Here is a 21,234-nt window from a genome sequence, read left to right on the forward strand (position 1 = left end):
GCATCGTGGGCGTGCGGTGCCGGCGGTCGACCCGCCCGGGTCCGAGGGAAAAAGTCCTCCGGACGGTCGGATCGGGATGCTCCGTGCCGGGACGCCCGCCGAAGGTTCGGCGGTAGAGCTTCCGTTCGGCGCCGACTGCGGGATCGTTGCCCCGAGGGGCGCGGCCGGGCAGACTGACTGGCGACGTCTGTCGGTCCGCAGGGCATCCGAGGAGGCGATCGTGGAGTTGCACATCGTGGCGATCGACAAGCCCGACGACATGAACGTCGTCGTCGGGCAGGCCCACTTCGTCAAGACCGTCGAGGATCTGCACGAAGCACTGGCCGGGGTGAGTCCTCACCTGCGGTTCGGCGTGGCGTTCTGCGAGGCGTCCGGGCCTCGCCTCGTGCGCTTCTCCGGCAACGACGACCGGCTCGTCGAGTTGGCCCGGCGCAACGCCCTGGCGGTGGGCGCGGGTCACTCGTTCTTCGTGTTCGTCGAGGACGGGTACCCGGTGAACTTCCTGAACACGTTGAAGCAGGTACCGGAGGTCTGCGGCATCTTCTGCGCCACGGCCAACCCGGTCGAGATCATCGTCGCCGAGACCGATCTCGGTCGGGGCATCGCCGGGGTGATCGACGGAAACCCGCCCGTGGGCGTGGAGACGAGCGCCGATGTCGCCGACCGCAAGGCCCTGCTGCGGACGATCGGCTACAAGCTCTGACGGCGGGGACAAGGGCCGCGGCGCGCGGAGGGTCCGTTCGTCGCCGGCCCGGGCTCGACCAGGCGGCACGTGTGTGCGGTCTTCCGGCTGTCCGGCCTCCGGGCCCGCCCGGTCACGGGTTCATCGCCCCCGCCCGGTCACGGGTTCATCGCCCCCGCCCGGTCACGGGTTCATCGCCCCCGCCCGGCTCGCCGGTCCCCGCCGACCGTACCGGCAGCGTGCATCGCCGGCCGGTCCGGGTGGTCGTACCGCACGACGATGTCGGCGTCGGCGGCCGTCGCGGCGTCGTGCCCGAGCAGTGGCGGGATCGTCCAGCGGTCCTCGGCGGGCGTCAGCCGATCCAACGCGGCCTGCGACATCGCGAGGTGCACCGTGACGTCGAAGCCCAGTCCCCGACCGAGCAGCATGGGCCCTGCGATCGTCAGCACCTGACCGTCGGGAGCGTCGATCCGCCGCGCGCGTGCCGACCGGTCCTCCACCTCGTCCCACAGTTTCGGCAGCCACCGTCCGTTCTCCCGCAGGCCCCGGACCACTTCGCGGTCGAGCGCCCCGAAGTCGAACCAGTTCGCGCGGTAGCTCTCCTGGTCGGTGCGCCCGTGCTCGAACCGGAGCGAGGCCGGGCGCACGAAGTCGTGCAGCGACAGCACGGCCGCCGGCCGCCCCTCGACGCGCAGGCGGGCGGCCACCTGCTCGGCCAGATCCAGCGGTGCGGCCGCGTCGGCGGCGGAGATCGCGACACACACCCGTCCGTGGTGCCCGGCGGCGCGCTCGGCGATGGCGTCGGCAAGGACGGCCGGGCTGATGGGGGTGAACATCGTCATCAGCCCAGTTTCCGGCATCGCAGCGCCGCCGGCTCGGCAGAATCCTCGGCTTCGAAGCGGTGCGGTCACCCCGCCGGTCGGACGACGAGGTTGCCGACCTTGTGGCCGGAGTCCACTCGCGCGTGGGCCGAGACGATCTGCTCGAGTCCCCCGATGTCGTCGGTGACGGTGACGAGCCGGCCGGCGGCCGACAACTCCAGGAGGAACTCGAAGTCCTCGGTTCGCTCGGGCGCAGCGCCCGCCTTGACATCGGCACCGGGGCGCAGCGTCTCCCACAGGTTCGCCACCGCAAGCAGCAGAACGCCCCCGTCGGTCAGGAGCGTCCGGCCGGACGAGGGGGTGAGGTTGCCGACGGTGTCGAGTACGACGTCGAACCGGTCTGTCAGGTCGGACACCGGGGTGACCGTGTAGTCGACGACCGTGTCGGCGCCGAGTCCGGCGACGAGGCCGACGTTGGGCGTGCTGGTGACGGCCGTGACGGTGGCGCCGAAATGCTTGGCCAGCTGGACGGCGCTGGTTCCGACCGCACCCGACGCCCCGTTCACGAGCACCGAACCGCTGCGTCCCGCCGCGGCCTTGTCCCGCAGGAAGTGCAGCGCGGTGCTCCCGCCGAACAGCAGCGCCGCTGCATCGGTGTGACTGACCGCTGCCGGTTTGCGGACCACCCGCTCCGCCGCGACCGTGACGTACTCCGCGTGCGTCCCCATCGCGAGTCCGGTCATGCCGCACACCTCGTCGCCGCGGGAGTACCCGCCGACCTTCGCCCCGACCGACTCGACGACACCGGAGAAGGTGCTGCCCAGGATTTTTCGCCGGGGCCGGAACACACCGAACATCAGTCGGGCGAACGGTCCGTACCCGCTCGGGAAGCGAGCCGCGCGGATCCGCGAGTCCGCGGCCGTCACGGCCGCGGCGGCGACGCGGACAAGGATTTCCGCGTCCCCGGGGGTCGGGGTGGGCACCTCTGCGACGCGGACGACGTGCGGTGGCCCGTACCTGTCGACAACTGCAGCCTTCACAAGCCCTCCCTTACACATGTAAGTCTTGTCTGGCGACATTAGGCTTACGGCCGTAAGTCCGCAAGGGTCGCGAGGGAGACATGAACGAACGGCCGGCTCTGAGCCGCATCGGGATCATCGAAGCCGCGGTTCGCGTAGCCGACCGCGGCGGCCTCACCGCGGTGAGCATGCGTAACGTCGGGAAGGAGCTGGGTGTGGAGGCGATGTCGCTCTACCATCACATCGCCAACAAGGCCGAGCTGCTCGATGGGCTCGCGGATTGGATCTTCGCGGGAATCGTGCTGCCCGGACCGGGCGAACCGTGGCGGCAGGCGATGTTCCACCGGGCGACCTCGGCCCGGAACGTGCTCGCCCGGCATCCCTGGGCGCTCACCTTGATCGAGTCCCGCCGTTCGCCGGGTCCGTCGCTCCTGAGGCACCACGATGCCGTGCTCGGTTGCCTGCGCACGAACGGCTTCCCGGTGGCCCTGGCGTCCCACGCCTTCTCGGTCGTCGACGCATATGTGTACGGCTTCGTGCTCACCGAACTGAAACTGCCCTTTGCGGCGGCGGACGGCGCCGAGGAGTTCGCCTCGGAGCTCGACGTGCCGGCCGACACCTACCCTTACCTGGCCGAGCTGATCGGCGAACTGGTGATCGGGAAGGACTACTCGTTCGCGGACGAGTTCGGCTACGGACTGGGGCTGATCCTCGACGAGCTCGAGAACCGCCGCAGCCGGGTGGAGCACTGAGGGGCGCCCGGCGGGGACGAGGAACTGCGCAGGCGGCGGCGCGGAACGCGGTCGCCCGCGTCAGCCGCGGCGCGGGAAGTGGCGGATCAGCCCCTCCTGCACGACCGTGGCCACGAGTTCCCCCTCGAGGGTGAAGTAGCGGCCCGTCGCGAGCCCGCGCGAGCCCGCCGCGACCGGGGACTCGGTGGCGTACAACGTCCATTCGTCGAACCGGACCGGCCGGTGGAACCACATGGAGTGGTTGACGGTCGCGGCGACGATGCGGTCCAGCCCCCAGGACAACCCGTGGGTGGTGAGGATCGAATCGAGCACGGTGGTGTCGGAGCTGTAGGCCAGGGTGGCGGCGTGCAGGAGCGCGTCCTCGGGCAACGCGCCGTCGGCGCGCATCCACACCCGGTTGTGCGAGAGCCGTTCCCCGGTGCCCTTGAGGATCCACGCGGGGTCGTTGGCATAGCGCATGTCGATCGGTTTGAGGGCATTGACGAAGTGCGGCAGATGATCCTCGAAACCGGACAGGTGGTCCCCGAGCGGCGGCAGCACGTCCGGGTAGGGCACCTCCGGAACGCTCACCGCATGCTCGAGTCCCTTACCCCACCGCTGGAAGGCGACGAGCATGACGAACAGCTCCTGGCCGTTCTGGGACGCGGTGACCATGCGGTTCGCGAAGTCCCGGCCGTCGCGGTGCCGGGCCACCCGATACTCGATCGGCACCTTGACGTCGCCACCGCGGATGAAGTGAGCGTTGAGCGCGTGCACCGGCCGGTCGCCGACGGTGCGGCCGGCCGCGATCAGTGCCTGGGCGACGAGCTGGCCCCCGAAGGTACGGCTGCCCACCTGGGCCGGGTGCTCTCCGCGGTAGCGGTCCTCGTCGATCTGCGCGAGATCGAGCAGATCGACGAGGACCTCGAGATCGGTCGCGGTGCGACGGCTCAATGGGTGTCCTTCTCGCCGAGCCGGTGCACGTGGATCAGGTTGGTCGAGCCGGAGCGGCCGGGCGGGGACCCGGCCACGATGACGACGAGGTCGCCGCGCTGGTATCGGCCGAGGGAGAGCAGCGCCGCATCGACCTGCTGCACCATCACGTCGGTGGTGTCGACCGGTTCGACGGAGAACGTCTCGGTGCCCCAGGTCAGCGCCAGCTGGCTGCGGATGTGCGGCACCGGGGTGAACGCCAGCAGCGGCAGCCGGGTGTGCAGTCGCGCCAGGCGCCGTACCGTGTCGCCGGACTGGGTGAACGCCACCAGCGCCTTGGCTTCGAGCCGTTCGCCGATGTCCCGTGCCGCGTAGGAGATCACCCCGCGCTTGGTGCGTGGCACGTGGGTCAGCGCCGGCACCCGGGTGGGATCGGATTCCACGGCCGCGATGATGCGGGCCATCGTCCGCACCGTCTCGACCGGGTACTTGCCGACGGACGTCTCGCCGGAGAGCATCACCGCGTCCGCGCCGTCGAGCACCGCGTTGGCGACGTCGGAGGCCTCGGCGCGGGTCGGCCGGGAGTTCTCGATCATCGACTCGAGCATCTGGGTGGCCACGATGACGGGCTTGGCGTTCTCGCGGGCGATCTGGATCGCCCGCTTCTGCACCAGGGGCACCTCCTCGAGCGGCATCTCGACGCCGAGGTCACCACGGGCGACCATCACCGCATCGAACGCCAGCACGACCGCCTCGAGATTCTCGATGGCCTCGGGCTTCTCGAGCTTGGCGATCACCGGCACCCGGTGCCCGACCCGGTCCATCACCTCGTGCACGAGCTCGATGTCGGCCGGGGAACGCACGAACGACAGCGCGACGAAGTCCACGCCGAGCCGCATGGCGAACTCGAGGTCCTCGATGTCCTTCTCCGACAGCGCCGGCACCGAGATGTTCATCCCCGGCAGGGACACGCCCTTGTTGTTGCTGACCGGTCCCCCCTCGGTCACGCGGCAGACCACGTCCGGACCCTCGACGTGCTCGACGACCAGGCCGACCTTGCCGTCGTCGACGAGCAGGCGATCCCCCGGGCGCGCGTCGTCGGCGAGTTGCTCGTAGGTGGTCGCGACCCGGTCGTGCGTGCCCTCGACGTCGTCGACGGTGATCCGGACGATCTCACCGGTCTTCCACACCGTCGGGCCCTCGGCGAACCGGCCGAGGCGGATCTTCGGGCCCTGTAGGTCGGCGAGGATGCCGACGGCATGCCCGCTGGTATCGGAGGCCTCCCGCACGCGGCGGTAGTGAGCCTCGTGGTCGGCGTGGGTGCCGTGGCTGAAGTTGAGGCGGGCCACGTCCATCCCGGCGTCGACGAGTTCCCTCAGGACCTCGGGGTCTGCCGTGGCCGGGCCCATTGTGCAAACGATCTTGGTGCGTCGGGTCACGCGGTCGAGCCTAGTACCCCCGCGGCGACGGCGGAGCACGGCGGGCGATCCGCAGCCGGCGGGCCGGAGCAACGCCACGGAGACGGCGGTGGGCGACGAGCGGGCCGGGCGATAAAATCTGTGTCACGTGAAAGAGATAATCGCACCGAGACGGCTCGCGACGGACGATCGACGTCCCCGCCGCCCCACCTGCAACTGTCTCCGGTACTGCAGGTTTCCTGTGGTGATCGGGTAGATTCCGGTCCACCGGAGACCGTGGCAGCGAGGACACCGAACGAGGGAACCTGGAATGGAGAAGACGAGGAAGGAGCCGGTGCCGCACCCCCGCCGCGGTGTCTACGGCATCTCGGTGGCATCCGAGCTGTCCGGGGTCGACCCGCAGTCCATGCGGCTGTACGAGCGTCGCGGACTGCTCAGCCCGGCGCGCACCCGGGGCGGCACCCGCCGCTACAGCGACGACGACGTGGCGCGCCTGCGACGCATCAGCGAGCTCCTGTCCGAGGGCATCAATCTGGCCGGCATCGCCCAGATCTTCCGGCTCGAGTCGCACCACGCCGAACTGGCATCCCACAACGCGCGCCTCGAATCGCACAACGCGCGCCTCGAATCGGACAACGCCCGCCTCGAGGACGCCAACGCGCGCCTCGAGTCGGACAACGCGCGCCTGCGGGCGGCCACCGACGACAGCGCAGCGACCTCGTAACAGACGCACCGGTCGCCCGCCGGCGACCGGTGCGTAGTCGAGCAACCGGCAACCCGGCCGCCGCCCGCTCAGCGGGCTTCGTTCGCGGCCTGCTGCTCGGTGCGTGCGCCCTCGTGCGTCAGGGTCCCGGAGGCGTTCTCGAGATGGGCCCGGACGAACCACTGGAACTTCTCGAGATCCCGCGTCTGCCCGATGAGCAGATCCTCGGTGATCGGATCGATCTCCCCGACCTCCGAGATCGCCTTGCGGCAGTCCCCGATCACGCCGTCGTACACCAGATCGAGCGCGGCGAGATGCGCCTGGGCGGTGTCCCGCCCGACCGAGTAGTCGTCCCACGAACGGTCCTTCTCGATCGCGCCCGCGGTTCCCTTCGGCGACGAACCGAGGGCCGCGATGCGCTCGGCGACGTCGTCGGCGAATCCCCGGACCGCTTCGACCTGCGGGTCGATCATCTCGTGCACGCCGATGAAGTTCGGTCCCACGACGTTCCAGTGCACGTGCTTGAGGGTGAGGTGCAGGTCGTTGTAGGCGCTGAGGCGATTCTGCAGCACTTCGGCCACCCGGACCCCCTCGCTGTCGCTCAGGCCGGGGACGGTGAACTTCGCCATCTTCGATTCCTCCTACAGGCTCGTGTGTAGTACCTCCGCAGGCCGGCTCGCCGGCCCGCCGGTCGGCACGTGGGTGCCGGGTAACCCACAGTCGGGCTACCCCGTTCCCCGGGTGCCGAAACCGCCGGGCGACCGGCGCATGCACGTCGCCGCGCGCGGGACCGCGTCTGCTGGCGGGCACGCCGACCCGATCGGAGTGCACGCAGCGTTTGACAAAACTTCTGTTCTGCGAGACAGATTATCTATCGAGTGCGAGCGGAGGCGGGACGACGCGGGATCTCGGGCGCCTCGAAGCGCCTCCCCGCTCCGCCGCGAGTGATAGACAAAAACTACTTGTCATAAGTACGAGTTCGACGGCACTCGCCGGAGCGACCGGCCCCGGTGTCGAGCAAGGAGGCGCGACGCGATGACCGCAGCGGACCTGGTGGTGGTGGCCAATCGGCTCCCGGTCGACTACGACCCTTCGGCCGACGACGGACGAGGCGGGTGGCGCCGCAGCCCGGGGGGACTCGTCACCGCCCTGGAACCGGTGCTGCGCGCCGCCGACGGCGCATGGGTGGGCTGGCCCGGCGCCGCCGACGTCGCGTTCGAGCCTTTCACCGAGGACGGCATCACGATGCACCCCGTCTCGCTCACCGAAGGCGAGGTGGCCGACTACTACGAGGGCTTCTCCAACGCGACACTGTGGCCGCTGTACCACGACGCGATCGTCGCACCCGTCTACGACCGGACGTGGTGGCGGACCTACGTCGCGGTCAACCGCCGCTTCGCGGCGGCGGCGGCCGAGGCGGCCGCCCCGGGCGCCACCGTGTGGGTGCACGACTACCAGCTGCAGCTGGTGCCGAAGATGCTGCGCGAGTTGCGGCCCGACCTGAGGATCGGATTCTTCCTGCACATTCCCTTCCCGCCTACGGAGCTGTTCCTCCAGCTGCCGTGGCGCACCGCCGTCGTGGAGGGCCTGCTCGGCGCCGACCTGGTGGGCTTCCACCTGCCCGGCGGCGCCCGCAACTTCCTGTTCCTGGCGCAGCGCCTGCTCGGGCTGCACACCAACGCGCACTCCGACCTGGACTCGTGTGTGGGCAGCGTCGACGTCGGTGACCGGCGCGTGCAGGTCGGCGCCTTCCCCATCTCGATCGACTCGGCCCATTTCGCCGAACGCGTGCAGTCCCCGCACATCCGTGAGCGGGCCGCGCAGGTCCGCGAGGAACTCGGCAACCCCGAGACCCTTCTGCTCGGCGTGGACCGCCTCGACTACACCAAGGGCATCGACATCCGGCTCGAGGCGCTGCACGAGCTGCTCGACGAGGGCACCCTCGACCCCGAGAAGGTCGCCATGGTGCAGCTGGCCACCCCGAGCCGCGAGCGCGTGTCCGCCTACGCGCAGCTGCGCGAGGACATCGAACGCAAGGTGGGTCACCTCAACGGCGAGTACGGACAGCTGGGCCGGCCGGTGGTGCACTATCTGCACCGGCCCGTGGACCGGGACGAGCTCATGGCCCTGTACAGCGCCGCGGACGTCATGCTCGTCACGCCTCTGCGCGACGGCATGAACCTGGTCGCCAAGGAGTACATCGCGTGCCGGGCCGACGGCACGGGAGCCCTCGTCCTGAGTGAATTCACCGGGGCGGCAAGCGAGTTGCGCCGCGCCCACCTGGTCAATCCACACGACCTCGACGCCGTCAAACGCGCCATCGTCGTCGCCGCCACCGAGGATCCGGCCACCGCGGCCCGCCGGATGCAGTCGCTGCGCACCCAGGTGCTCCATCACGACGTCGACCGGTGGGCCAACGCCTTTCTCACGGACCTGCGCGCCAGCGGGACCGGTCCCACCGCGGCGGCGAGCGCCTGAATCGGGCTCGGTGCGGCCGGATCACGTTTAGCGATCCGTCCGGGCGGCGATTCCTCCCGTGACCGTGACCCTGCGTCGGGAGGAGACCGCCGATGACCGGCCCCGTAGTTCAGAGCCCCTCCCCGCCTCGTGCCCGGCGGGCCTCCGCGGCCGACACCGCCCGGTTCGCCGCCGAGGTCGGCCTGCCGTTCGTCGCCGCGGGCGCCATCGCACGCCGTCGCAGGGTGATGGGTCTGCTCGAGCGGACACAGGCCGACGCGCGCATCGTCGGCACCGTCGCGCGCCTGCGCGACCGCTACGGGGACGCTCCCCTCACCCTCGCCCTGCCCGGGCGGACCCTCGCGGTGGTGCTCTCCCCCCAGGACGTCGATGCCGTGCTGCGCACCGACGCCGGGTCCTACACCGCCGCGACGGTCGAGAAGCGCGCTGCCCTCGGTCCGTTCCAGCCGCACGGCGTGCTCGTCTCGCGCACCCCGCTGCGGGAGAGGCGCCGTGCCGTCAACGAGGCGGCGCTCGACACCGATCGGGACCTGCACCGGCTCGCCACACCGATGCTGCACACCATCGAGGAGGAGGCGAACGGGCTGCTGCGCCGCGCCCGCGCGGAGGGCGGCCTCAGCGCCGCCGAGTTCACCCGGTGCTGGTGGCGACTGGTGCGCAGGCTCGTCCTCGGCGATGCGGCGCGCGACGACGACACCCTCACCGATCAGCTGTGGCGGTTGCGGTCCGACGGCAACTGGGCCTACGCCCATCCGGTGCGCCATCGGCTGCGCGACCGGTTCACCGAGCGGCTGCACGGTTACGTCGAGCGGGCTCCCGCCGGAACCCTCGCCGGCGCGCTCGGAGAGATCGCCGAACCGGCCGCGGTCGATCCGCAGGGGCAGATTCCGCACTGGCTGTTCGCCTTCGACGCCGCAGGCATGGTCACCGCTCGCACCCTCGCAGTACTCGCCACCCATCCCGAACAACGGGCGCGGGCCCGCAGCGACATCGCCGCCGCCGGCCTCGGGAGCCCCGCACCGCTCGAATACCTGCGTGGGTGCGTCCTCGACACGACGCGGCTGTGGCCGACCACCCCTGCGATCCTGCGGGATTCGACGGCCGACACGACGTGGAGCGACGAGCGCGGCAGCTACCCGATCCCGTCCGGGACCGGGTTCGTCGTGCTGGCGCCGGCCTTCCACCGCGATCGCGAGACGCTGCCGTTCGCGGACCGGTTCGCGCCGGAGATCTGGCTCGACGGCCGGGCGGACCGGTATCCCGCGCTCGTGCCGTTCAGTGTCGGCCCGGCCGGGTGCCCGGGTCGCAATCTCGTCCTGTTCGTCACGAGTACCCTGCTCGCGCACCTGCTCGCCGGCGCCGAATTCACGCTGACCTCCCGGCTGACGCCGGATCCGGCACGACCGCTGCCGGCCACCCTGAACAACTTCGGACTGCAGTTCGCCGTCCGCTCACCGGCGGGGTGACGCCGCGGATCGACGTCCAGGACCCATCGACGTCCAGGCCCTCCGGCTTCGGGGTTGCCTCGACCCGGGAAGCCGGAACCCGCGACGGGTGTGCGCACCGGCAACGGGGCGGTGCAGCTCGGCCGCACCGCCCCGTTCCGGTTCCCCGATCAGTCGTCGGTGGCGTTCTCGGCGATCTCCGGGGCCTTCTCCCGGGTCGCCATGCCGCCGTCCTTGCCCTCGTCCACCGGGCCGGGCCGGCCGCCCTTGGGCCCGTCGTCCTCGTCCCTCGACTTCTTCGCCGTCACGACCTTCTCCTTCCGGGTTGCGCTCACGAACCGGGACGATCGACGTCGCCGCGCCAGCCGCCGTCGGCGACGCCCCGCTTCTCGATGAACTCCTTGAAGCGCTGCATGTCGCCCTTGATGCGCAGGTCGAGCAGCCCGAGTTTGTCGGCGACGTTCTCCATCACGCCGTCGGGGTCGACATCCATCTGAGCGGTGACCCGCGTGGTGGACTCGTCGAGCCGGTGGAAGGTGATCACGCCGGCATGATCCGGACCGGCGTCGGATTTCCATGCGACCCGCTCGTCGGGATGCTGCTCGGTGATCGTCGCGTCGAACTCCCTGGTGCCACCGGCCACCGTGACGACCCAGTGGGTGTGGGTGTCGTCGATCTGGCGGACCTGCTCGACGCCCTCCATGAAGCGGGGAAACTCCTCGAACTGCGTCCACTGGTCATAGGCCGTACGGATCGGGACGTGGACGTCGACCGATTCGATGATCGTGCTCATGACGTTCCTTCCTGCCGCGACCGGCACGGTCGCTCACCCGTGCGGCTTACCCCGGCCGGCGGGGCGGAAAACGCGGGAAGCCCAGGTGCAGCGAGCCGGGACGGACCGGCGCCGGCAGCTCCGACTCCCCCGTCAGGAAGGTGTCCACCCCGTGCGCCGCCGCACGCCCCTCGGCGATCGCCCACACCACGAGTGACGCCCCCCGGTGCGCGTCGCCGCACACGAACACCCCCGGGGTGGCGGTCTGCCAGTGGTCGTCGCAGCCGAGCGTGCCCCGCCCGCCGGGGACCAGGCCGAAGGCCTCGAGGAGCGGTCCGCGCTGCACTCCTTCGAAGCCGACCGCGAGGAGCGCGAGGTCGCAGGGGATGGCGAAGGTGTTCCCGCGGGGGGCGCGGCGCGCGTCCACTTCCGCCAGTTCGAGCGTCCGCACCCGCCCACGGGACCCGGCGAAGTGCTGCACCGTCACCTCGAACCGCCGGGTCCCGCCCTCCTCGTGCGCGGGTGCCGTCCGCAGCACCCACGGCACGAGTGGCCACGGGGTGACGTCCTCGTCGCGCCGGACGGGCGGGCGGGGCCGGTAGTCGAGCTGGGTGACGGACCGCGCGCCCTGCCGCAGCGCGGTGCCGAAGCAGTCGGTACCGGTGTCCCCGCCACCGACGATCACCACGTGCCGCCCGGCGGCGCTGATCGGGGTGGGTCCGTCGCCCGCGCACTCGCGGTTGGCGGCGACGAGGAACTCCATCGCGGGATGCACCCCGGCGAGTCCGCGCCCCGGGACGGGCAGGTCGCGGGCGCGTCCGGCCCCGACCGCGAGAACGACGGCGTCGAATTCGGCCCGCAGAGCGGCGACATCCGGATCGACCCCCGCCTCGGTGCCGGTGCGGAACACCGTGCCCTCGGCGCGCATCTGCGCGAGACGCCGGTCGACGAGCGCCTTGTCCATCTTGAACGCCGGGATGCCGTACCGCAGCAGGCCGCCGAGCCGGTCGGCACGTTCGAGGACGGTCACGGCGTGTCCGGCGCGGGTGAGTTGCTGGGCCGCGGCGAGACCCGCCGGGCCGGAGCCGACGACGGCGACGGATCTGCCGGTGCGGCGGACCGGGGGGCGGGGCGGCACGCGGCCGTCGGCCCACGCCCGGTCGGCGATCGCCCGTTCGATCCGTTCGACCGTCACACCGGCGGCGTGGTCGTCCCGGGCCAGCACGCAGGCGGATTCACACGGGGCCGGGCACAACCGGCCGGTGAACTCGGGGAAGTTGTCGGTGGCGTGCAGTCGGTCGGCGGCCTCGGCCCACCGGTCGCGGCGCACCAGGTCGTTCCATTCGGGGATCAGGTTGCCGAGCGGGCAGCCCGTTCCGGTGCTGTGGCAGAACGGGAGTCCGCAGTCCATGCAGCGGGCGGCCTGTTCCCGGATCGTGCGGAGCTCCTCGTCGGGGGACTGCGCGCGGTGCACCTCTGCCCAGTCGCGGACGCGTTCGGCGGCGGGCCGGCGCGGCGGCTCGCAGCGGTCGTAACGCAGGAATCCGCGGGGGTCAGGCACCGTCGGCTCCGACCGGGGTGGGCCGTTCGCGGGCGGTCGCGCGGATCCGGATCAGATCCTCGGGCACCACCGCGGTGAAGCGCCCCGCGTTGCCGGCCCAGTCGGCGAGCAGTTCCCCGGCGACTGCCGATCCGGTGCGTGCGCGGTAGCGGGCGATCAGATCCCGCACCTGCGCGAGCTCGGCGGGGTCGACCGGTTGCAGTTGCACCGAGTCGGTGTTGACGAGGCCGGGCTCGAGGTCGAGGACGTAGGCCAGACCCCCGGTCATACCGGCGGCCAGATTGCGGCCGGTGGGTCCGAGGATCACCACGCGGCCGCCCGTCATGTACTCGCAGGCATGGTCGCCGGTGCCCTCGCACACGGCGTCGGCGCCGGAATTGCGCACGGCGAAGCGCTCCCCCACCCGACCGTGCAGGAACAACTCGCCGGAGGTCGCCCCGTACAGGACGGTGTTGCCGGCGACGATCTGCTCGTGCGGGTCGAACGGCGCGGCCGCGTCGGGGCGCACCACCACGCGCCCGCCGGACAGACCCTTGGCTACATAGTCGTTGGCGTCGCCGGTGACGGTGACGGTGATCCCGGTGGGCAGGAAGGCGCCGAGGGACTGTCCGGCGCTGCCGTGCAGGTCGATCCGCACGGTGTCCTCGGGCAGACCCGCGGGGCACCGTCGGCCGGCGGTCCAGCCGAGCAGGGTGCCGACGGCGCGGTCCCGGTTGGTGACGGTCCCGGTCAGCTGCACGGGCCGGCCGTGGTCGAGGGCGGGGCCGGCGCGGGCGATCAGGTCCCGGTCCAACGGCGCGTCGGGGGGTCCGGCGGCCGGGCGGGTGCGGCGGCGCTGTGGGGGCGCGCCGAGGGCGTCGGCGGGCGGGGTGAACAGCGGCGCGAGATCGAGCCCGCGGCGACGCCAGTGCGCGAGCGCCGCGTCGGGTTCGAGCAGGTCGACCCGGCCGACGGCGTCGTCGAGGCGGGCCAGGCCCAGCGCCGCGAGCCGCCGGCGCACGTCCGCGGCGACGAACCGGAAGAACTGTTCCACGAATTCTGCTCTGCCCGTGAACTTCTCCCGGAGTCGGGGATTCTGGGTGGCGATCCCGACGGGGCATGTGTCGAGATGACACACCCGCATGAGGATGCAGCCGAGGACCACCAGGGGCGCCGTGGCGAACCCGAACTCCTCGGCACCGAGCAGCGCCGCGATCAGCACGTCCCGACCGGTGCGCAGACCGCCGTCGCACTGCACGGTGATGCGGTCGCGAAGGCCGCTCAGCACGAGGGTCTGCTGGGTTTCGGCGAGCCCGATCTCCCACGGGGTGCCGGCGTGCTGCACGGCGGTGAGCAGTGCGGCGCCGGTGCCACCGTCGTGGCCGGAGATCAGGACCACGTCGGCATGGGCCTTGGCGACACCGGCGGCGACGATTCCGACGCCGACACCGCTGACCAGTTTGACGTGGATGCGGGCCTGCGGGTTGGCGCACCGCAGGTCGTGGACGAGTTCGGCGAGGTCCTCGATGGAATAGATGTCGTGGTGCGGCGGTGGGGAGATCAGGCCGACGCCCGCCGTGGCGTGCCGGGTGCGGGCGATCCACGGATACACCTTGTGACCGGGAAGCTGGCCACCTTCACCGGGTTTCGCTCCCTGAGCCATCTTGATCTGCAGGTCGGTCGCGTCGGCGAGGTAGTCGGCGGTGACGCCGAAGCGGCCGCTGGCGACCTGTTTGACGGCACTGCGCCGCAGCAGGTCGCCGAGCCGGTCGCGCTCCTCCCCGCCCTCCCCCGAGTTCGAGCGGCCGCCGAGCCGGTTCATCGCGACGGCGAGGGCCTCGTGTGCCTCCCCGGAGATCGACCCGTAGCTCATGGCCCCGGTGGCGAAGCGGCGCACGATCTCCGTCTCCGGCTCGACCTCGTCGAGCGGGATCGGTTCCGCGGCGACGGTGCGCAGCAGCCCGCGCAGCGTGGCGCCTGCGGCGGCGAGACGGTCGACCTCGGCGCAGTAGCGTGCGTAGACGTCCGCGCGTCCCGTGCGGGTCGCGTGCTGCAGCAGGAACACCGTCTCGGGGGTGAACAGATGGGGTTCGCCGTCGCGCCGGTACCGGTACACGCCGCCGCTGTCGAGAAGGGTGTCGGCACAACGGTTCCCGAAGGCATGCCGATGCCGGCGACGGGCGTCGCGGGCCAGGTCGGCGAGCCCGGCGCCGCCCAGTCGGGAGACGGTACCGGGCAGGTACTCGTCGACGACCTCCCGGGCGAGGCCGACGGCCTCGAACGTCTGCGCCGCCGTGTACGAGGCGAGGGTCGAGATGCCGAGTTTGGCCATCACTTCGCGGACACCGGTGACGAGGGCGCGACGGTAGTTCGCCGCGGCCGCCGCCGGGTCCGTGCCGGGAATGCGCCCGGCGGCCGCGAGGGAGCGCACGGTGCCGAGGGCGACGTACGGGCAGACCGCCGCGGCGCCGAACCCGACCAGCGCGGCCACATGGTGGACCTCGCGGGCGTCGCCGGATTCGGCGAGGAGCGCGACGCGGGTGCGCCGCCGGGTGCGGACGAGGTGGTGGTGCACGGCGGCGACGGCGAGCAGCGACGGGATCGGGACGCGGTCCGGACCGCACCCGCGGTCGGTGACGATCAGGATGCCGCGACCGTCGTCGAGGGCGGCGTCGGCGGCGCGGCGCAGGGCCGTGAGTCCCGCCGCGAGGGCCTCGCCGGGGTCGCCGCCGACCGCGAAGTGCGCGGGCAGCGCCCGTGCGGCAAGGGCCGGACGCGGGCCGCCCGGGCCGAGTGCCGCGACGGCGGCGAGGTCGTCGGAGTCGAGCACCGGACCGGGAAGCACCAGCTGCCGGCACGACTTCGCGGACGCGTCGAACAGGTTGTCCTCCGGGCCGGCGACGCGCCGCATCGAGGTGACGACCCGTTCGCGGATGGCATCCAACGGCGGGTTGGTGACCTGGGCGAACAGCTCGACGACGTAGTCGTAGAGCAGCCGGGGGCGCGGCGACAGCACCGCGGGGGCGATGTCGGCGCCCATCGAACCGAGCGGTTCCGCACCGGTCGCGGCCATCGGTTCGAGCAGCACCTCGAGGTCCTCTCGGGTGTAGCCGAACAGCCGGTGGTCCCGATCCGGCTCGTGGTCCGCGGCGGGGTGCCCGGCCGGACGGGGCAGATCCGCCAGGTCGACCTGACCCTCGCGCAGCCACCGGTCGTAGGGGTGGGCGGCGGCGAGGGTGTCGAGCAGTTCGTCGGGCGGGACGATGCGCCCGGTGGCGGTGTCGACGAGGAGCATCCGGCCCGGCTCGAGCCGGCCCTTGTGCACGATGTGTTCCGGTGGCACGTCGAGCATTCCGGTCTCGCTGCCGAACAGGACCCGGTCGTCGGCGGTGCGGCACCAGCGGCCCGGCCGCAACCCGTTGCGGTCGAGTACGGCCCCGAACCACCGTCCGTCGGTGAAGGGCAGGCACACCGGTCCGTCCCACGGTTCGAGCAGCGCGGCATGGAAGCGGTGGAAGGCGCGGCGCCGGGGATCGAGTCCGGGCGCGTTCTCCCAGGCGGGCGGGACGAGCATGGTCACCGCGTGCGGCAGCGAACGCCCGGCGAGATGGAGCAGTTCGAGGACCTCGTCGAGGGTCGCGGAGTCGGACATGTCGGGGGTGCAGAGCGGAAACAGGCGGGTCAGGTCGCCGGGCAGCAGCCCGGTGCGCAGGAGCCCTTCCCGCGCGTGCATCCGGTTCCGGTTGCCGCGGATGGTGTTGATCTCGCCGTTGTGGGCGCTGTACCGGAACGGCTGCGCGAGCCGCCAGGACGGAAAGGTGTTGGTGGAGAAGCGGCTGTGCACGAGTGCGATCGCGCTGGCGCAACGCCGGTCACGCAGGTCGGGGTAGAACCCCGGCAGTTGCTGTGCGGTGAGCATGCCCTTGTAGACGACGGTGCGGGCGGACAGCGACGGAAAGTAGACGTCGCCGGTGTGCTCGGCGCGGCGCCGCAGCGGATACACCCGCCGGTCGAGGTCCACGCCTGCGGGGCGGGCATCGTCCGCGCCTGCGGCGGCGACGAAGAGCTGGCTGATGTGGGGGCGGCAGGCCTCGGCGGTGCGCCCGAGGCCGGCCGGGTCGACGGGAACCTCGCGCCAGCCGAGGACCTCGAGGTCCTCCTCGGCGGCGAGCGTGTGGATCCGTTCGCGGGCCGCTGCCCGGGCGCGTGGGTCGCGGGGCAGAAAGCACAGGCCGGTGGCGTAGCACCCGGGCGGCGGCAGCTCGACGCCGGCGACGGCGTCGAAGAGCCCGGTGGGGAGGGCCAGGGTGATACCGGCGCCGTCCCCGCTGGCGGGTTCCCGGCCGCTGGCGCCGCGGTGGCCGAGGTTGCGCAGCGCGGTGAGCGCGTCGGTGACGGTCCGGTGTGTGCTGCGGCCGCGCAGGTCGACGACCGCGCCCACGCCACAGGAATCCGATTCGCGGGCGGGGTCGTAGAGTCCGCGGGCCTCGGGCATCCCGGAATGCCGCACCGGTCCACCTCCACGTCGCCGGTGTGGGGCGACGTCACGCGTCGTCGGATGAGCGGCCCCGACGGGGTCGCCACGACGGGCGTGCGCTGTGCGGTGTGGGTGGCCGGACCAGGTCCGCCCGACGGTCGAACCGGGGATCGGTCCCGGTGGCGGTCAGTCTACGCGCGCGACGGCCGGCCGCGCGAGGTGCGCGACCGGCCGCCGGGCGGGTGGGTCAGGGCCGCAGCGGGCGGCCGTCGGAGTCGCGGACGCTGCCGGTGAGCATCATGATCCCGTCGATGACGGACCACACCCAGATCACCGGCATGATCACGAAACCGATCAGGACGATCGCCAGCAGGCCGCCGATCCACAGCCCCAGCAGCTGGATGAGGCCGACGGCGGTGCTCCCGAGGTAGAGCCGTCCGACGCCGCAGATCCCGACGAAGGGCAGCAGCAGTTGCAGCAGACCCGCAGTGGTCTTCGACTTGTCGGAGAACGGTTCGCCGGTCGCCGGATCCCGCCCGTACGGGGCGGAGGGATCGCCGTAGGCACCGTAACCGGTGGGCCCGTAACCGGAGGATCCGTAGCCCGGTGCGGAGGCCGGCGGGTACTGCGGCGCGCCCTGGAACTGCGGGTCGGGTGTGCCGTAGACGGGTCCGGTGCCGCCGTACCGGCCGCCGGTCTGTGCCTCGGACTCGTGCGCGGTGCCGTACTGCCCTTCGCTCGACGGCGGCGGATAGCTCGGCGTGGTGCCCCAGCCCGGACCGTTGCCCATGCCCGCATAGGTGTTCCAGCCCGGTCCCGCCGTACCCCAGGTGGGCGCGGTCGACTCGGTGGTGGGCGGCGGAACGGACAGCGACGCCTGGGCGGTCGGATCGTAGTCGGCGGTGCCACCGAACGCGGGCAGTTCCTCGGTGGAGGCCGGCTCGCCGTCGCGTGGTGCGGCGCTCGCGCCGGCTTCGGACGTCTCCTCGGCGGCGGCCTGTTTGCGCAGGTCCGGCCCCGTGGAGGTCTCGTCCTTCTTCCGCAGATCCGGGCCCGTGGGCTCCGGGGACCCCGCGTCGGATGTGGGACCCGGGGATCCCGGGTCGGATGTGGTCACGACTTGTCCCCTTCGTTCTCGCTGCGCGTACCTGACTCGACCTTACCGCCGGGCTCGGCCGGCACCACCGACCCGGACGCGCCGTCGCGGTGCCCGTCGTCGGTCTCGGTTGCGCCACCGGCCGCGGCGGCCTCGTCTGCGCCACCCGGACGGCGGGATTTCAGTTCCTCCGGCGCTTCCCGGCCCTTGCGCGCGACGACGACGTAGGCGACGGCGAGGACGAACACGATGGCGGACGTGAAGGAATTGATCCGGATCCCGGCGATCTCGGTGGCCGGATCGGACCGCATGAGTTCGACGAAGAAGCGGCCCGCGCTGTATCCGGCCACGTAGAGAGCGAACAGTCGGCCGTGTCCGATGCGGAATCGCCGGTCGACGAACACGAGCAGCAGCACGACGAGCAGATTCCACACCAGCTCGTACAGGAACGTCGGGTGCACCACCGCCGCGACCTGCCCGGTGGAGATTCCGTCGATGAGGTCCGGGCTAGTCTGTCCTGCGTCGTTGCGGCGTTCGTAGATCTCGAGGCCCCACGGCACGGTCGTCTCCCGACCGTAGAGTTCCTGGTTGAACCAGTTGCCGAGCCGGCCGATGGCCTGGGCCAGCAGGATCGCCGGGGCCAGCGCGTCACCGAAGGCGGGCAGGGGGACGCCGCGGCGACGGCACCCGATCCAGGCGCCCACCCCGCCGAGGGCGACCGCCCCCCAGATGCCCAGCCCGCCCTGCCAGATCTTCAGCGCGTCGACCGGGTCGGCGCCCGCACCGAAGTACTTCTGCCAGTCGGTGGCGACGTGGTAAAGGCGGCCACCGATCAGACCGAACGGCACCGCCCACACCGCGACGTCGAGCACGGTGCCCGGTTCGCCGCCGCGGGCGACCCAGCGGCGGTCGCCCCAGAAGATCGCGACGACGATCCCGACGATGATGCACAGGGCGTAGGCCCGCAGCGCGATCGGCCCGAGGTACCACACCCCCTGCGGCGGACTGGGCAGATACGCCAGGACGGTGGCGGCGGGGACGGCGGTGGAGGTCACGTGGCCACGCTAGCCGAGCGCACGCCCTCCGCGAGTTCCGTGGTGAGCGCGCGCAACGCGTCGGCGCCCTGCGCCACGGCGGCCACCAGCGCAGAGCCGACGATCACCGCGTCGGCGTAGGCGGCGATCTGGGCGGCCTGGTCCCGCGACCGCACGCCCAGGCCGACACCCACGGGAATCTGCGAGTGCTCGCGCACGCGGGCGACGAGTTCGGGCGCCATGTCCGAGACGGCGTCGCGGGCGCCGGTCACGCCCATCGTGGAGGTGGCGTAGACGAATCCGCGGCAGGAGTCGACGGTCGTGGCGAGACGCTCGGCGGTCGAGGACGGGGCGACGAGGAAGATGCGGTCGAGCCCGTGCCGGTCCGCCGCCGCCATCCACCGCTCGGCCTCGTCGGGAATGAGGTCCGGGGTGATGATGCCCAGTCCTCCGGCGGCGGCGAGGTCGCGGGCGAACTCGTCGATCCCGTACTTGAGGACGATGTTCCAGTAGGTCATCACGACAGCGTGGCCCCCGGCGGCGGCGACGGCCTCGACGACGCGGAACACGTCCCGCACCCGGAAACCCGCCGTGAGTGCCCCGTCGGCGGCGGCCTGGATGGTGGGGCCGTCCATCACCGGGTCGCTGTAGGGGATGCCGACCTCGACGATGTCGCACCCGGCCTGCACGAGCGTTTCGAACGCCTCGATCGAGCGCGGCAGGTCGGGGTACCCGGCGGGGAGATAGCCGACGAGCGCGGCCCGGTTCTCGGCCTTGCATCGGGCGAAGACCTCGCCGAGGCGGGACTGCGGCTGCTGGGCGCTCACTGCGCGGATCCTTCCGTCGTGTCGGGGGTGGCCGGGTCGGCGGGAAGGAGCCCGAACCACCGCGCGGCGGTGTCGACGTCCTTGTCGCCGCGGCCGGACAGATTGACCAGCACGACCGCGCCGGGGCCGAGTTCGCGACCCAGGTCCAGGGCCCCGGCGACGGCGTGCGCCGACTCGATGGCGGGGATGATGCCCTCGGTGCGCGAGAGCAGCGAGAACGCGTCCATGGCCTCGGTGTCGGTGACGGGCCGGTAGTCGGCGCGGCCGATGTCCTTGAGGTAGGAGTGCTCGGGTCCGACGCCGGGGTAGTCCAGGCCGGCGGAGATCGAATGGGACTCGACGGTCTGCCCGTCCTCGTCCTGCAGCAGGTAGGAGTAGGCGCCGTGCAGCGCGCCGGGCGTGCCGCCGGTGATGGTGGCGGCGTGCCGCCCGGTTTCCACGCCGTCGCCGCCGGCCTCGAAGCCGACCAGGCGGACGCCGGGATCGTCGAGGAAGGCATGGAAGATGCCGATGGCGTTGGACCCGCCGCCGACGCAGGCGGTGACGGCATCGGGCAACCGTCCGGTGAGCGCCTGCACCTGCGCGCGCGCCTCCAGGCCGATGATCCGCTGGAAGTCGCGCACCATCATCGGGAACGGGTGCGGGCCGGCGGCGGTGCCGAAGCAGTAGTACGTGTTGTGGGCGTTGGTGACCCAGTCGCGCATCGCCTCGTTGATCGCGTCCTTGAGGGTGCGCGAGCCGCTGGTGGCGGCGACGACCTCGGCGCCGAGCAGGCGCATCCGGGCGACGTTGAGGGCCTGCCGTTCGGTGTCGACCTCGCCCATGTAGACGACACAGTCGAGGCCGAGCAGCGCGCAGGCGGTGGCGGTGGCGACACCGTGCTGCCCGGCGCCGGTCTCCGCGATGACCCGGCTCTTGCCCATCCGTTTGGCGAGCAGGGCCTGGCCGAGCACGTTGTTGATCTTGTGTGAGCCGGTGTGGTTGAGATCCTCGCGCTTGAGCAGGATCCGGGCGCCGCCGGCGTGGTCGCTCAGCCGCTTGGCCTCGTACACCGGGGACGGCCGGCCCGTGTAGTCGCGCTGCAACCGATCGAGTTCGTCGAGGAACCCGTTGTCGACCCGCGCCTTGTCGTATTCGGCGGTGACCTCCTCGATGACCGCCATCAGCGCCTCGGGGACGAACCGCCCGCCGAAGACCCCGAAGTGGCCGCCGGGGTCGGGTTCGTGCGCGCTGTGCTCGGCCACTGCGGCGCTCATGC

General features: G+C 71.9%; 18 protein-coding genes. 5 read left to right on the forward strand and 13 right to left on the reverse strand.

The window, feature by feature from the left end; translation table 11 throughout:
• Positions 1 to 220: 220 nt before the first annotated feature.
• Positions 221 to 703 (forward strand): adenosine-specific kinase, encoded by a 483-nt coding sequence (locus tag F1734_RS15410; protein WP_010595294.1) that lies wholly within the window; start codon positions 221 to 223, stop codon positions 701 to 703.
• A 170-nt stretch (positions 704 to 873) separates the two neighbouring features.
• Here F1734_RS15410 and F1734_RS15415 read toward each other — a convergent pair whose 3' ends face one another.
• Together F1734_RS15415 and F1734_RS15420 are read right to left on the reverse strand one after the other, a co-directional pair.
• Positions 874 to 1,524 carry a nucleoside/nucleotide kinase family protein gene (locus tag F1734_RS15415; protein WP_203010771.1) on the reverse strand — a complete coding sequence of 217 codons (651 nt, stop codon included), beginning with the start codon at positions 1,522 to 1,524 and terminating at the stop codon, positions 874 to 876.
• 65 nt (positions 1,525 to 1,589) lie between these two features.
• Entirely contained in the window at positions 1,590 to 2,543 is a 954-nt protein-coding gene (locus F1734_RS15420; protein WP_048771047.1) for an NAD(P)-dependent alcohol dehydrogenase, read from the reverse strand.
• Positions 2,544 to 2,623: 80 nt separating this feature from the next.
• Here F1734_RS15420 and F1734_RS15425 point away from each other — a divergent pair, with 80 nt between their 5' ends.
• A complete protein-coding gene (locus F1734_RS15425) occupies positions 2,624 to 3,274 on the forward strand; it encodes a TetR/AcrR family transcriptional regulator (RefSeq protein WP_017682171.1) in 651 nt (216 codons plus the stop codon).
• A 60-nt stretch (positions 3,275 to 3,334) separates the two neighbouring features.
• Here F1734_RS15425 and F1734_RS15430 read toward each other — a convergent pair whose 3' ends face one another.
• Positions 3,335 to 4,207 carry an acyl-CoA thioesterase gene (locus tag F1734_RS15430; protein ID WP_040275098.1) on the reverse strand — a complete coding sequence of 291 codons (873 nt, stop codon included), beginning with the start codon at positions 4,205 to 4,207 and terminating at the stop codon, positions 3,335 to 3,337.
• The gene (pyk, locus tag F1734_RS15435; RefSeq protein WP_203010772.1) at positions 4,204 to 5,625 is read right to left on the reverse strand and encodes a pyruvate kinase; all 1,422 of its coding nucleotides are present in this window, start codon (positions 5,623 to 5,625) and stop codon (positions 4,204 to 4,206) included. Before pyk ends, F1734_RS15430 begins: the two co-directional genes overlap by 4 nt.
• A gap of 289 nt (positions 5,626 to 5,914) precedes the next feature.
• On the opposite strand from pyk, the gene F1734_RS15440 reads away from it, so the two are divergent.
• Complete coding sequence (locus F1734_RS15440) at positions 5,915 to 6,328, forward strand: MerR family transcriptional regulator (RefSeq protein WP_040275097.1); 414 nt, start codon at positions 5,915 to 5,917, stop codon at positions 6,326 to 6,328.
• A gap of 68 nt (positions 6,329 to 6,396) precedes the next feature.
• Here the strand turns inward: F1734_RS15440 and dps are convergent, their stop codons facing one another.
• The gene (gene dps, locus F1734_RS15445; protein WP_010595287.1) at positions 6,397 to 6,936 is read right to left on the reverse strand and encodes a DNA starvation/stationary phase protection protein Dps; all 540 of its coding nucleotides are present in this window, start codon (positions 6,934 to 6,936) and stop codon (positions 6,397 to 6,399) included.
• 406 nt (positions 6,937 to 7,342) lie between these two features.
• On the opposite strand from dps, the gene F1734_RS15450 reads away from it, so the two are divergent.
• Positions 7,343 to 8,785, forward strand: a complete 1,443-nt coding sequence (locus F1734_RS15450) for an alpha,alpha-trehalose-phosphate synthase (UDP-forming) (RefSeq protein ID WP_017682168.1) — start codon at positions 7,343 to 7,345, stop codon at positions 8,783 to 8,785.
• Positions 8,786 to 8,877: 92 nt separating this feature from the next.
• Complete coding sequence (locus tag F1734_RS15455; RefSeq protein WP_017682167.1) at positions 8,878 to 10,251, forward strand: cytochrome P450; 1,374 nt, start codon at positions 8,878 to 8,880, stop codon at positions 10,249 to 10,251.
• A 149-nt stretch (positions 10,252 to 10,400) separates the two neighbouring features.
• Here the strand turns inward: F1734_RS15455 and F1734_RS15460 are convergent, their stop codons facing one another.
• The 8 genes from F1734_RS15460 to trpB form a co-directional block, all read right to left on the reverse strand.
• Entirely contained in the window at positions 10,401 to 10,565 is a 165-nt protein-coding gene (locus tag F1734_RS15460; protein ID WP_017682166.1) for a hypothetical protein, read from the reverse strand.
• Positions 10,562 to 11,023, reverse strand: a complete 462-nt coding sequence (locus F1734_RS15465; RefSeq protein WP_017682165.1) for an SRPBCC family protein — start codon at positions 11,021 to 11,023, stop codon at positions 10,562 to 10,564. Before F1734_RS15465 ends, F1734_RS15460 begins: the two co-directional genes overlap by 4 nt.
• A gap of 46 nt (positions 11,024 to 11,069) precedes the next feature.
• Positions 11,070 to 12,563: a glutamate synthase subunit beta gene (locus F1734_RS15470; RefSeq protein WP_203010773.1), complete on the reverse strand. Its 1,494-nt coding sequence runs from the start codon at positions 12,561 to 12,563 to the stop codon at positions 11,070 to 11,072.
• Complete coding sequence (gltB, locus tag F1734_RS15475) at positions 12,556 to 17,052, reverse strand: glutamate synthase large subunit (protein ID WP_476655335.1); 4,497 nt, start codon at positions 17,050 to 17,052, stop codon at positions 12,556 to 12,558. The genes F1734_RS15470 and gltB overlap by 8 nt, the downstream gene beginning before the upstream one ends.
• A 214-nt stretch (positions 17,053 to 17,266) precedes the next feature.
• Positions 17,267 to 18,136 (reverse strand): TM2 domain-containing protein, encoded by an 870-nt coding sequence (locus F1734_RS15480; protein ID WP_203010774.1) that lies wholly within the window; start codon positions 18,134 to 18,136, stop codon positions 17,267 to 17,269.
• Positions 18,133 to 19,170: a prolipoprotein diacylglyceryl transferase gene (gene lgt, locus F1734_RS15485; protein ID WP_010595281.1), complete on the reverse strand. Its 1,038-nt coding sequence runs from the start codon at positions 19,168 to 19,170 to the stop codon at positions 18,133 to 18,135. The genes F1734_RS15480 and lgt overlap by 4 nt, the downstream gene beginning before the upstream one ends.
• Positions 19,167 to 19,976 carry a tryptophan synthase subunit alpha gene (gene trpA, locus F1734_RS15490; protein ID WP_010595280.1) on the reverse strand — a complete coding sequence of 270 codons (810 nt, stop codon included), beginning with the start codon at positions 19,974 to 19,976 and terminating at the stop codon, positions 19,167 to 19,169. Before trpA ends, lgt begins: the two co-directional genes overlap by 4 nt.
• Entirely contained in the window at positions 19,973 to 21,232 is a 1,260-nt protein-coding gene (gene trpB, locus F1734_RS15495) for a tryptophan synthase subunit beta (protein WP_051059606.1), read from the reverse strand. Before trpB ends, trpA begins: the two co-directional genes overlap by 4 nt.
• Positions 21,233 to 21,234 lie beyond the last annotated feature (2 nt).

The organism is Rhodococcus ruber (assembly GCF_016804345.1).
Classification (GTDB): domain Bacteria; phylum Actinomycetota; class Actinomycetes; order Mycobacteriales; family Mycobacteriaceae; genus Rhodococcus; species Rhodococcus ruber.

Coding starts and splice junctions, on each gene's coding strand:
- F1734_RS15415 (WP_203010771.1), bottom strand. CDS start 1,524: ATGACGATGTTCACCCCCATCAGCCCGGCCGTCCTTGCCGACGCCATC.
- F1734_RS15455 (WP_017682167.1), top strand. CDS start 8,878: ATGACCGGCCCCGTAGTTCAGAGCCCCTCCCCGCCTCGTGCCCGGCGG.
- trpB (WP_051059606.1), bottom strand. CDS start 21,232: ATGAGCGCCGCAGTGGCCGAGCACAGCGCGCACGAACCCGACCCCGGC.
- F1734_RS15425 (WP_017682171.1), top strand. CDS start 2,624: ATGAACGAACGGCCGGCTCTGAGCCGCATCGGGATCATCGAAGCCGCG.
- F1734_RS15440 (WP_040275097.1), top strand. CDS start 5,915: ATGGAGAAGACGAGGAAGGAGCCGGTGCCGCACCCCCGCCGCGGTGTC.
- F1734_RS15465 (WP_017682165.1), bottom strand. CDS start 11,023: ATGAGCACGATCATCGAATCGGTCGACGTCCACGTCCCGATCCGTACG.
- dps (WP_010595287.1), bottom strand. CDS start 6,936: ATGGCGAAGTTCACCGTCCCCGGCCTGAGCGACAGCGAGGGGGTCCGG.
- F1734_RS15450 (WP_017682168.1), top strand. CDS start 7,343: ATGACCGCAGCGGACCTGGTGGTGGTGGCCAATCGGCTCCCGGTCGAC.